The following is a 12,765-nucleotide window of genomic DNA, read 5'->3' on the forward strand; positions in this document are numbered from 1 at the left end:
TATCTATGTTTAATTTAGACAATAGTATTATTAAATTTTTATTCATAATAAGACAAGATTTTTGAGAATACAATTTTTATATAATTCCCAAAAATCTCAATAATACAACATTCTAAAATATATTTTTACTCTTCGTTTATAACTATATTGCCTTTTCTTATATTTTCCAGATAAAATTCCATTTCTTGCTTACCATATCTTTGAACACTATATCTCTCAGAGTCTATTATACTTCTTATAAGATTAAGTGCATCGTCTAACTTATCGTTGACTACAAAATAATCATAATCTTTCATAATAGTAACTTCTTCAAGCATTCTGTCCAAGCGCTTTTTTATCTGCTCATCACTGTCCTGATTCCTTGTTCTTATTCTATTTTCCAAAACTTCAAATGAAGGCGGAAGTATAAATATCAATACGGCATTTTTATATATTTTTCTGACATTCATAGCTCCTACTATGTCTATTTCCAATATTATATCCTGACCGTTGTCTATCTGTTCTTTTACCCATGCTTTAGATGTGCCGTAATAATTATCAAATACATTTACATATTCAAGCATTTCATCATTGGCTATCATTTTTTCGAAATTTTCTTTTGTAGTGAAATTATATTCTACTCCGTCTCTTTCTCCATCTCTCGGTTTTCTTGTTGTTGTCGAAACAGATAACTTCATATCGTCAAATTTTTTCATATAAGCCTTACATAAAGTACCTTTTCCAACTCCTGCTGGTCCTGATACTACTACTAAAAGACCTTTTTTGTCCATAATTATAATTTCTCCTCACTTACTCTATATTTTGTATTTGTTCTCTTATTTTCTCCAATTCTGCTTTTATATCCACAACCAGTGATATTATCTCTGTTTTTTGACTTTTAGAACCGATGGTATTTATTTCTCTGTTCATCTCTTGCAATAAAAAGTCTATTTTTTTGCCGATTTCTTTTTCCTGTTCTCCCAAAAAATTTAAAAGTTGACTTATATGCGTATTAAATCTCACTATTTCTTCTGTTACATTTAGTTTATCAGCATATATGGCACTTTCCTGAAGTATTCTGGCATCATCTGCCTCCACTCCGTTTTTTGCAAGCAACTCCGATATTCTTTTCTGCAATTTTTCAAATACGCTTTGCAACATATCTTGAGTATATAGTTCCAATCTATCTATAAGTACTTTTAACAACTCGACTCTTTTTTGCAAATCTTTTATGATTTTTTGTCCTTCTGCATTTCTCATTACACATAGATTATCCATTGCCAATGCTACTGCATTTTTAACCATATTCTCCAGCTCTTTGTTCGGCTCACTGTTTTTTGTCATAACTTCGGGTAAATTCAGATATGAAGATATTTTCATATCATTTTCTATATCAAGCTCTCTTTGTATCTTTTCGAAAATAACTTTATAATCGTGTATCTTTTTTTCATCTATGCTGTAATTGTCAAGAATACTGTTATTATCTACCTGTATATATATATCTAAGCGTCCTCTTGAAACTTTAGAGTTTACTATAGCTTTTATACTGTCTTCAAAATAGTTCAGTTGTCTTGGCATTTTGCTAACTATTTCGAGATATCTGCTGTTTACACTTTTTATCTCAACCGTTACCTTTGAGCCGATATCATTTAAAACAGCTCTTCCAAATCCTGTCATACTATTTGCCATAATCTACCTCGTCAACATAAAAATACTACAAATTTTGCTCAAACCATTTCAATATCTGTTCAAGTCTTGATACCCTACTTTTAATCTTGCCTGTTCTTGATAAGTCGTGATTTTCACCTTTATATATTACTAATTTAGTTTTAATATTATTTAATTTAAGATGTGTAAACATCTGCACAGCTTGTTCAAGCGGACACCTATAATCTTCATCGCTGTGTATTATAAGTGTCGGAGTTTTTATATTTTTTACATTTTTAAGTGGAGAATACTCCCACAATTTTTGAACATCAAAATTACAACCGTTCTGATCTGTTGCAAAATAATAACCTATATCACTTGTGGAATAAAAACTTATCCAATTTGATATACATCTTTGTGTTACGGCTACCTTAAATCTGTCTGTCTTACCTATTATACAATTTGTCATATATCCGCCGTACGAACCACCCATTACTCCTAATCTTGAAGAATCTACTGCATTGTATTTTTGTAAAATTATATCTGTAAAATTCATCAAATCATCATAATCTACAGTTCCGTATTTACCTCTTATATCTGCAAATTCATTGTCTTTTCCGTCAGAACCGTGAGGATTGGTAAAAAATACAAAATATCCCTGTTTTGAAAGCAGATACATCTCATATATGAAATTACTTGAATATAAAGTTTTTGGTCCTCCATGTATACAAAGTATCGCCGGATATTTTTTATTCTCATCAAAATTTTGAGGATATAAGATATATCCTTTCATATTTGAATTGTTGGAATTATACTCTATTTCTTCTAATTTATATGAATTTATATGCTTTTCAAATTTTTGTGAAAACTCCGTTATATTTTTAAGTAAATTGTTTTTATAAGAATAAATTTCTCCGATATTCTGTCTGTCAAATCCATAAACGATAAGTTCGTCTTGTAAAAACTCATATTCGTCTACACTTGTAATATTGTCAAAAAATAATTCTATATTTCCATTTTCAAGCTTATATATACTGCATTTTTCATCTTTCGTAAGCTGAAAATACAATGCGTTTTTATGTTTTTTTATACTTCCTTTAGTTTTGTATCTTATATCAGAATTTATTGAATTACCTATGCCATATTTATTGTCAGCATACAAAGATAATGTATTGTCTTTCAATCTGTATAATTTAATATTTTCATTTACACCGTAATCTTTTTGATAGCTTGCCATAACTATCATATCGCTATCAAGCGAATTTATATATGTAAACTCCACATCATCTTTATCATATAAACAAACATTATCGCCTAATCCTATATCATATGAATACACTTTATTAAATGGAGAATATATCTGCTTTATTCTATTTGCAATGTAATATATTTTCTTAGCTTTATAATCTACTGTTACATCCAATACATGATAATCGTCAGATATTTTGTTGTATTTTTGTGTGCTTAAATTATATAGATATAATCTACCTACATCATTATAGGTATATCCCGCCCCATTTTCTACAAAGTTTATTCTCTCAATTTCTTGCTTAAAATCTTCTTTGTCTATATCTTCATCTATTTTTTCATTTGATAAAACCAATATCGTATACTTGTCTATTACAAAAAAATCCGATATATCAAAAGGGATATTAAAATCTTGATTACTTTTTTTTGCACTTATGTCTTGTATACTTATTATAGATTTAAATCTCTTACTTTGTTTTTCGCTCTTAGATACATATATTATGCTGTAATCATCATAAAACTTTGATATAATGAGCTTTTTTTGAGTTCTTATTCGAAATGTTTCTCCATTTTTATAGCAAAACAATTTACTTTCATATACGTTTTTATCATAATTCATCTTAATCTGCTTAAACATAAGCATATCTGAAGACGGATTTTTTTCAAATGAATTTACAAATCTGAACTTTTTAAAATCATTTATTATATGATCCCTATTTATCATTCTTAGCCTCTTTTTCTTTACATTCACTGCATATTCCAACAAGCTCAAATTGATGTCCTGTAACGTCAAAACCTTCCACTTTTCTATCAGCCAATATTATCGGACAAAAATCTAAAACTTTTTTCTTTCCGCATTCCTTGCAGGATATGTAGTGATTGTGTTTACCGTAATCTTCTTTTACCTTGTACCAACGTCTGTCATCTTTTTGTATTTTTTCTAAAAATCCAATCTCGCAAAAAGACTCCAAATTTCTGTATATGGTAGACATATCAGGTTCGGTGCTGAGTTTATCTCTTAGATCATTGACATTTATAAATCCTTCAGTATTTAAAAATATATCTATCATCTCTCGCTTTGCTTTTGTCAATCTCTTCTCTTTCGTCTTTAAAAGTTCTATTATTTCTTGTGCATCCATATCATCACCGCCCTAATATTTTATTATTTTTTAACAATTATACCACAATTTATTTTTATAGTCTATTAAAATACAAATATATGAATATTTTAGACCATATTTTAAGGCACAAAAAAACATATTCTAAAATATCATAGAATATGTTTTTTAAATAAATTCTTCATCCATAGTTTTCACTACTCTTTTTATTAAATTTTAGAAATTTATTAATTCTTGCTTGCAAAAAAAACTTACACTGTTACTTATTTAAAACATATAATAATATACCCATAATATTATTATAACATCATACAATAAAAGCAATTTTTGTAATACTAAATATAATTAAGCCTTTTTTGCCTAAAAAATATTAATTCACAATGTCAAAATCTATTTGTAATGTGCCAATGATATTCTTATTTTTCCTTTTTTTGAAAGTCCATTTGATGATATAAATACGAATCTTCCATAGCCTTTCACTGATATGAGTGAATTTTCTTCTATTTCTTTTGATTGTGAAAATACAGGTTCATAGTTTACCTTCACTCTTTCCGATTTTATAACCGATATTGCTGATGCTCTTGATAAGTTAAAAGCTTCAGCTATTATATTATCAAGCCTGAGCGATGATACACTATAATCTTTTTTTACAAGCTCTATTTCCGTTTCAGTAAGCTCCTCAATAGGAAGTATCTTCCCTTTTATAGAACAATGTCTGATTGATGTTATATTCGATATCATATAATTGCCGATAGCTTCGTCTATCACAACATCTATAAAATCTTTATGGACATATATATCGCCTATTTTTTCCCTTGTTATCCCTACAGACATAAGAGCTCCCAAACAATCTCTATGGCTTATCTTTTCAAACTTGAAATTTCCATATAGTCTTAATAATTTTATAGGTAACTCAACTTCATATATATAATCAGGATATATGAGAAACATCTTTCTTTCACTGTTTTCGTTTCCGCCTACAGCTTGGCATGATATTTCATTTGAAAAAGCATTTAATACAGAGATGAATAATCTCTGTTCATATGGGTTCATAAAATCGGTTCTTCTTATATCAAAATTATCCAATACACCCTCTAATTTTGATATATTCTTTATTATAAACTCTCTTACATCTTCCTGTTTTATAAATGAAGTGTATTTATTTTTATCTATCATTTCACACCAATTAGCATTTATTTTTCAGCACAGTAAACAAACTATTTAAAAATAGCAGTTTGTTTAAAATATGATGAAACAAATTCTTATCAAAATATTAAACACAAATCTCAATATTAAAAATGCTATTATAGGACTTATATCTATGGCAATAAGCAGACCCAATCTGTCTAATACATTTCTTATAGGCTCCAATATCAAATCTGTAAATTTTATTATAGTTCTGACAGGTTCTCTATATACATCAATGCTCGGTATCCAAGATATTATAACTCTTGCCGTTATCAACAAAACGACAGCTTTATAAATCAAATTCAAAATATCTATAATTATATAGACCATCTATGTCTTCCTTTTTTTTCAAACTCTTGATTTATATTTGAATCTATATCCACATTAGGTGGCGCTATTACAAATATTGTATCCGATATTTTTCTTATATCTCCATCTATTGCATATATAGCCCCGTTTATAAAATCAAAAATTTCTTTTTGGCACTGTTGTGCGTCTCTGCCTTCTTCCTTGTTATCCTTCATATTGGCAAAGTTTACAACAACAATTTTTTTATTTTTTAAACTGTCAACTATATTAGCAGCTTCAGAATACTCTTTAGGCTCATATATTATGACCTTTGTCTCTTTAGCTGTATACGAGTTCTCCATCTTTTTGATGTTGTCATTATTAACAGACATAAATCTCGGCTTCAATGAAGGAGATATTCTTTCTTGCTCTGTTTCTTCTCCATTAAACTCATCAACATTATCAAAATCATCACCGTCATAATCACTATCTGTAGTAAATACACTTTTTAAACTGTCAAAAAGTCCCATCTTAGGCTCCTCCTTAAATATTTTTATTATATATTCTCTCTCCAAATATAACCGTACCGAGTCTTACCATGGTTGCACCTTCCTCAATAGCTATCTGATAGTCGTTACTCATTCCCATAGACAGTTCAGAAAGCATTACGCCGTTTATATTTTTTGTGTTAATTAATGACATAAGTTCTTTCATTTTTTTAAAATATATTCTCGTATTTTCTTTTTCAACTTCGTAAGGAGCCATTCCCATAAGTCCTTTGATTATAATGTTTTTATAATTTTCACTGACTTGTTTTACAAATTCAACCACATTATTTTCATCTAAGCCGTGTTTTGATTCCTCTTTGGATATGTTGATTTGTATTAGGCACTGTATTGTAATGTCCTTATCTTTCGCTCTTTTGTCAATTTCCTTGGCAAGATCAACAGAATCTAATGAATGTATTAATTTGACCTTGTCTATGATGTGTTTAACCTTATTTTTTTGTAATGTACCAATCTGATGCCAATTATAAGACGGAAAAACTTCCGCTTTTCTCAAAAGTTCCTGTGGCTTATTTTCTCCAAAATCTATAACTCCAAAATCTGCAGCTTCAGATACTTTGTCAACATCTACAGTTTTACTTACAGCTATAAGCTTAACATCCTGATTATATTTAGATTTTGATTTTGCCTCATTTATCAGATATGATACTTTTTCAAGATTTTCTTTTACTGTTTTTTCCATTGTCATCTTACTTTCTGACCGTCTTTGATATTTTTAGGTGATAGTATTATCTCGTCATATAACTGCATCTTTGACGGTTCTTCAAAATCATCATATGAAAAACGTACTATTGTATTCTTATCGTCAGATAAAAGTATGTCACCTATTTTTGAAAATTTTGCAACTCCTACTTCATCTACGACATAAACGCCTTTTTTACCGTTTGATTCTATTATCGAATCATTAGGAATAGTTATTCCCTTTGCATAACTATATATTATTTTAACATTGTCTTTTCTCCTTTTCAAAAAATCATAATCTTCTGATTCCACTTTGAAAAGTCCGACAAACTTGCCATTTACATCTTTATAAAAATCATAAAAATATGCGTTGAAAGTAATATCTCCTGCTATAACGCTGAGTTTAACGTCACGTCTTATGGACTCTATATCACTTTTTTCTATTTCTGTAGCTAAATAGTAATACCGGTTGTCTACTACATAGCCTATTAAATCCTCTTTTTTTACAAAATTCCCATTTATTTCTTTTACATTATTACTTGTGGAATTTATATCATCGACTGTAATCTTTTTTATATTGTCAAAAGAAAATTTATCTTCAAATCCGTCATAATAATATGATACAACACCGGATTGTGCAGATCTGAGATATATGTTATTAGATGCAAGCTTGGATTCCAATTCTTTTTTTTGATTTAAAAGAGTTTGAATATCCGCATTTTCATATGAAGCTGTATCTTCCATAACATTTTTCTTTCCAATAAGTGATGCAAGCTCTGCCTTTAATTTAGCAATAGATTTAAAATCATTATTTTTTATCTTTTCCTGTATATCCATGTATAAAAAATTTATGTCATTTTGAAGTTTTCTATTCTCAGTTTCAATAGAATAATTCCCGTTATTGTTTTGCATATCATCAATTTGTATATTAAGCCTTGTAAGTATAGCTATATCATTTTCGCCTGAAGATGAGTCTTGAACTTTACATATGACCGCATCTTTGGGAACTCTGTCTCCCTGATTATAGAATTTGGTTAAAATACCGTCTTTTCCGCTGATTATCTTTACATTCTTCCTTATTATAACCACATCTTTGGTTATAGATTTTTGCATCTCCCCCAAGTCCGCTATCTTCGTCTGTATTATGTTCTTACTTATTTCTGATTGTATATATACCATACCATATGCAATGAATGCCGCTGCCGTAAGAATACTTCCCAAAATATATAAATTTATTTTTTTCTTATTCTTCTTTTTTTTAACTGCCATAAAATTCTAAATTTCGCCTTTTATCTTTTTATAAAAAATTCATCTTTAAAATAAATTGTCAAAATTATAATTTAAAATATGATTATAGACAAATTTAGTAAAATCAATAGTTTAAAGCTTATAAAAATAATCAATATACTATTTTCTAAAAATGCTAAAAGTTATTTTATCACACTTTTATAAAATAATAAAGTATTTTTAAATCTTTTAACACTTTTTTCATAATAAAATTAAATTTATAAACAAATATTTATATTTTATCTATAATATAAATATTTCTTCGCTTAAAATTTCCGATTTCTTGTCTCTGCTCATCAAATCTTTTATCCCTTGTTTTATATCACAACCATTATATATTACGTCATATATAGTTTTTGTTATCGGCATTGAAACATTATGTTCTACGGACAAAGTATATCCTGCAAGCGTAGTGCTTATTCCTTCCACTATCATTCCGACTTTCTCTTGAACCTGTTCTCTGTTAAGTCCTTGTGCTATATATAATCCCGCTCTTTTATTTCTCGAATGTTTAGAAGTACAAGTCACTATCAAATCACCTATACCGCTAAGCCCTGAAAATGTTGTCGGATTTGCTCCCAACTTTATTCCCAATCTCGAAATTTCATGTATTCCCCTTGTTATTATAGCAGCTTTCGTATTATCACCATAACCTATGGCATCACATACTCCGCTTCCAAGCGCAATTATATTTTTTAATGCACCTCCAAGCTCAACTCCTATTATATCAACATTAGTATAAACTCTAAAATAATCATTGGAAAATATATGCTGTACCTTTTTTGCCATATTCAAATCTTTAGACGAAGACACTATAGTTGTAGGCATTTTTTTTGAAACTTCTTCTGCATGAGAAGGTCCTGACAATACCACAAAATTGTTTTTTCCGATAATTTCATCATATATCTGAGATATTCTCAAATTTGTCCCTGTTTCTATTCCTTTTGATACATTAACTACAATTTGTTCAGACTTTAGATATAGTTTTAATAATTCTATATACTGTCTTGTGGATTGAGCAGTAACTGATAATATTATTATATCAGCAAATTTTATTGCAAGTTCCAAATCATTTGTATATTTTATTCCTTTTGGAAATACAATATCTTTCAAATATTTTGAGTTTGTATTGTTATTTATAAATTCATCTAATTGTTCTTTTCTTCTCATATATAGGCACACATCCTGATTGTTCTCTTTCAGCACCAAAGCCAATGAACTTCCCCAACTGCCTGCACCTATTACAGATACTTTCATCTCTACCTCCTAAGACTTTTTTTCACCTAATTTCCTCTCTGTATGATTAATAAGCCTTTTAATATTTTCCTTATGTTTGTATGCAACTATACAAAATATGAAGAACGTAAATGCCACATAGTGCAAAGGATTATTAAAAAGTATTATTACTATATTTACTATAAATAATGTAACCAATGCTGCAAGTGAAACATATCTCTTTATATATAAAAGAGTAAGTCCTACAACAGCACATAAAAGAATCTCTTTTATAAAAAGACAAAACAATATTCCAAGAGTTGTGGCTACTCCCTTTCCGCCCCTAAAACCAAGCATAACAGGATATATATGCCCAAGTACAACAAAAACTGCTGAAACAAGTGCATAGTCCATTCCCCAAAAATATTTTACTACAAAAACCGTAAAAAATCCTTTGAAAAAATCTACTAAAAACACAAAAAGAGCAACTTTTTTACCCATAACTCTCAATGCATTTGTAGTTCCTGCATTACCTGATTCTACATTTCTTATATCTATATTTTTGTATTTTTTTGCAAATATATATGATGGCGATATATTACCAATCATATATGAAAATAATATTATAAGAACAATTTCCAAAACTTTCCTCCAAATTATAACCTATTGTGATTATTCTAAAACCGCTTTCATTTTATCATAGTTGTTTCAATATTTCAATCTTAAGCAAATAACTACGACTAAAAATTTAATAGATTTTAGAATTTTGCAAAATTATACCTTTAATTATCGCACCTTGCATATATTCCACAAGGCAATAACAAGTCTTGATTTTTTATAGGTAGTGCAATTTCGCCTGAATATATATTTTCAAATTTTCCGCTTATTTTTGAAGTTGTTATTGCATTTTTTAAAGAAATTGGTGACAAGCCTGTAGTATACGAATTTATTATCATAAATAACGGTCTATCTACAAGTATTTCATTTACAAGCTCAAATAATCTTGCAAGAGAATCTTCTATCTTCCATATTTCTCCATTTGCACCTCTTCCATAAGATGGTGGATCCATTATTACGGCATCATATTTTCTGCCTCTTCTAATCTCTTTTTCTATAAATTTGAACACATCATCTACTATATATCTTATAAAATTATTTTCTATTCCTGAAAGTTTTGCATTTTCTTTTGCTATCGATGTCATACCTTTTGAAGCGTCAACATGAACAACTTCTTTTGCACCGGCTTTTGACGCATTGCAAGTGGCACATCCTGTATATGCAAATAAATTCAAAATTCTCACATCTCTATTTGCATTTTCAATCTTATCTTTAGCATAGTCCCAATTTACAGCTTGCTCAGGAAATATACCTGTATGTTTAAAGCCTGTAGGTTTAACATTAAATGTCAAGTTTTTATATTTCACTGCCCAACTTTGTGGTAATTTCGTTTTGAACTCCCAACTTCCGCCACCTTTATTGCTTCTGTGATAAATTGCGTCATATGTGTTGAACGCTTTATCATCTATATCGCTTTTCCAAAATATTTGAGGATCAGGCCGTCTCAATACATAATCTCCCCAACGCTCTAATTTTTCACCATCTCTTGTAGCTATTATCTCATAGTCTTTCCACTTATCTGAAATTAAAAGCATCCTGTTTAATCTTCCTTCCCATCATCTTTATATAAATTTTTTAATATTCAAAAAACACATTATTTTTTAAAATCTATACTAAAAATCTTTTTACTGATTTTCCATTCAAATAATTACATTTACATCCTTGTGTCAAATTATTCTTAATCATATACTCCTCAATGTAGTCTCTTATTTTCCACCATGACACACCATAGTTGCAAAATACTGTATCTTCTTCAGGTGCTCTGCCAACAAGCCTTTGCACTACAATATTTTTATCTAAATATGCTAAAAATTCTCCTGCCTTTTCAACATAATCTTGTAATGTCTTGACATCCAATTTGCCTGAGATATAATCTTTTTCCATAGCCGTATTTTTAGCTATATATAAGCTGTGCATTTTTACAAAGTCAATTTTTAAAGCTGATAAAATTTTTGCACCTTCTATCACATCTGTTAAATCGTCATAAGGCAAGTTCAAAATCATATGCGTAGATATGTCAAAGCCGTATTTTTTTATCATAATGACTGCATCTATATATTCAGCTAATGTATGTCCTCTGTTTATCTTGATGAGCGTCTTGTAATTAACACTTTGAAGCCCCATCTCTATACATATATTTATATTATTCTCATATTTAATTTTTTTCAATATTTCAAGATATGACTCATTTATACAATCAGGTCTTGTAGATATTGCAATTTCTACCACATCATCTCTTACAACACTCATCATACATTTTTCAAATATATCTAACGGCATAAAAGTGTTTGTAAAGTTTTGAAAATATGCCACAAATTTTTTGGCTTTATATTTTACACCTATATACTCTATGTTTTGTGCAAGCTGACTTGTTATACTTATTTCATTTGACAACATTTCAAAGCCTACTGCAACATCTGAACAGTATGTGCAGCCATTGCCACCATCTAATCTATTGGGACAAGTTACAGGAAGATTTACAGGTATCTTATACACCTTTTCATTGTATTTTTCTTTCAGATATGAGGAATATGAATTATAAAGCATATTATTTCCTTTTTAATATATACATCAATTTTTTATTTAGCAATAATCAAAAAATATATTGCCATAACTACTGACAAAACTACTCTATAAAGTCCAAATGCTATAAAATTATGTTCTTTCACGTACTTTATAAATTTTCTTATCACAATTAAGGCAAATATGAATGACAACACTGTTCCAAGCAATATCAAAAAAACTTGCCACATACTCATAGGAGTTCCTCTTAATATAGCCTTTACTATTTTTAATGATGTTGCTCCAAACATGGTAGGTATTGCCAAAAAAAATGAAAACTCTGCCGAAACTGTTCTGCTACAACCAAGCAACATGGCACCTATTATTGTAGCTGCAGAACGAGAAGTTCCCGGTACAAGCGCAATACATTGAGCCAATCCTATAAGCAAAGCTGTTTTATAGCTCATATCCGATATTGATTTTATCTTAGCTTTTTTATGCCTCGCTTCAATAAATATTATTACTATTCCCCAAACAAACAACGTGGTCATAACTACATAAGGATTCATCAATTTCTCATCTATGAAATCATCAAATTTGAGACCAAGCACAGCTGCAGGCAGAACACCTATTATTACTCTTTTCCATATTTCTATTGTTTCTCTTTTCTTGCTTGCACTTTTTTTTGTGAGAAAAAGGATTCAATTTGTTAAAGTAGATTAAAATAACTGATAATATGGCTCCAAGTTGTATTATTATTGAAAACATATTTGCAAAACTCTCAGGTTTCAGCTTTATAAATTCATTTACAAGTATTAAATGTCCTGTAGAGCTGACAGGAATAAATTCCGTAATGCCTTCCACTAATGATAATATTACAACTTTAATTATATCAAACATATTGCCTCCAAATATATTATATGTATATG

General features: G+C 29.1%; 13 protein-coding genes and 1 pseudogene. All 14 read right to left on the minus strand.

All coding sequences use genetic code 11. The features are described 5' to 3' along the window. Positions 1 to 125 precede the first annotated feature (125 nt). Entirely contained in the window at positions 126 to 770 is a 645-nt protein-coding gene (gmk, locus tag HMPREF9629_RS03745; RefSeq protein WP_009525013.1) for a guanylate kinase, read from the minus strand. A 19-nt stretch (positions 771 to 789) separates the two neighbouring features. Next, a complete protein-coding gene (locus HMPREF9629_RS03750; protein WP_009525014.1) occupies positions 790 to 1,668 on the minus strand; it encodes a YicC/YloC family endoribonuclease in 879 nt (292 codons plus the stop codon). Positions 1,669 to 1,693: 25 nt separating this feature from the next. After that, positions 1,694 to 3,598, minus strand: coding sequence for an alpha/beta hydrolase family protein (locus HMPREF9629_RS03755; protein WP_009525015.1), 1,905 nt, complete (start codon positions 3,596 to 3,598; stop codon positions 1,694 to 1,696). Next, a complete protein-coding gene (locus HMPREF9629_RS03760) occupies positions 3,588 to 4,013 on the minus strand; it encodes a Fur family transcriptional regulator (protein ID WP_009525016.1) in 426 nt (141 codons plus the stop codon). The genes HMPREF9629_RS03755 and HMPREF9629_RS03760 overlap by 11 nt, the downstream gene beginning before the upstream one ends. Positions 4,014 to 4,382: 369 nt before the next feature. Then, positions 4,383 to 5,168: a YlmH family RNA-binding protein gene (locus tag HMPREF9629_RS03765; RefSeq protein WP_009525017.1), complete on the minus strand. Its 786-nt coding sequence runs from the start codon at positions 5,166 to 5,168 to the stop codon at positions 4,383 to 4,385. Between the two features lie 63 nt (positions 5,169 to 5,231). Then, on the minus strand, positions 5,232 to 5,510 hold the full coding sequence (locus HMPREF9629_RS03770; protein ID WP_009525018.1) for a YggT family protein: 279 nt from the start codon (positions 5,508 to 5,510) through the stop codon (positions 5,232 to 5,234). Continuing rightward, the gene (locus HMPREF9629_RS03775; protein WP_009525019.1) at positions 5,498 to 5,998 is read right to left on the minus strand and encodes a cell division protein SepF; all 501 of its coding nucleotides are present in this window, start codon (positions 5,996 to 5,998) and stop codon (positions 5,498 to 5,500) included. The genes HMPREF9629_RS03770 and HMPREF9629_RS03775 overlap by 13 nt, the downstream gene beginning before the upstream one ends. Positions 5,999 to 6,011: 13 nt before the next feature. After that, the gene (locus HMPREF9629_RS03780; protein WP_009525020.1) at positions 6,012 to 6,722 is read right to left on the minus strand and encodes a YggS family pyridoxal phosphate-dependent enzyme; all 711 of its coding nucleotides are present in this window, start codon (positions 6,720 to 6,722) and stop codon (positions 6,012 to 6,014) included. Then, entirely contained in the window at positions 6,719 to 7,984 is a 1,266-nt protein-coding gene (locus HMPREF9629_RS03785; RefSeq protein WP_009525021.1) for an HlyD family efflux transporter periplasmic adaptor subunit, read from the minus strand. The genes HMPREF9629_RS03780 and HMPREF9629_RS03785 overlap by 4 nt, the downstream gene beginning before the upstream one ends. A gap of 261 nt (positions 7,985 to 8,245) precedes the next feature. Beyond that, positions 8,246 to 9,259 (minus strand): NAD(P)H-dependent glycerol-3-phosphate dehydrogenase, encoded by a 1,014-nt coding sequence (locus HMPREF9629_RS03790; RefSeq protein WP_009525022.1) that lies wholly within the window; start codon positions 9,257 to 9,259, stop codon positions 8,246 to 8,248. Between the two features lie 9 nt (positions 9,260 to 9,268). Next, positions 9,269 to 9,859, minus strand: coding sequence for a glycerol-3-phosphate 1-O-acyltransferase PlsY (gene plsY / locus HMPREF9629_RS03795; RefSeq protein ID WP_009525023.1), 591 nt, complete (start codon positions 9,857 to 9,859; stop codon positions 9,269 to 9,271). A gap of 140 nt (positions 9,860 to 9,999) precedes the next feature. Next, a complete protein-coding gene (locus tag HMPREF9629_RS03800; RefSeq protein WP_009525024.1) occupies positions 10,000 to 10,869 on the minus strand; it encodes a class I SAM-dependent methyltransferase in 870 nt (289 codons plus the stop codon). 73 nt (positions 10,870 to 10,942) lie between these two features. Then, positions 10,943 to 11,881, minus strand: coding sequence for a TIGR01212 family radical SAM protein (locus HMPREF9629_RS03805; RefSeq protein WP_009525025.1), 939 nt, complete (start codon positions 11,879 to 11,881; stop codon positions 10,943 to 10,945). Between the two features lie 32 nt (positions 11,882 to 11,913). After that, positions 11,914 to 12,736: pseudogene (locus HMPREF9629_RS03810) on the minus strand (undecaprenyl-diphosphate phosphatase). Positions 12,737 to 12,765 lie beyond the last annotated feature (29 nt).

The sequence above is a fragment of the Peptoanaerobacter stomatis genome (assembly GCF_000238115.1).
Classification (GTDB): domain Bacteria; phylum Bacillota; class Clostridia; order Peptostreptococcales; family Filifactoraceae; genus Peptoanaerobacter; species Peptoanaerobacter stomatis.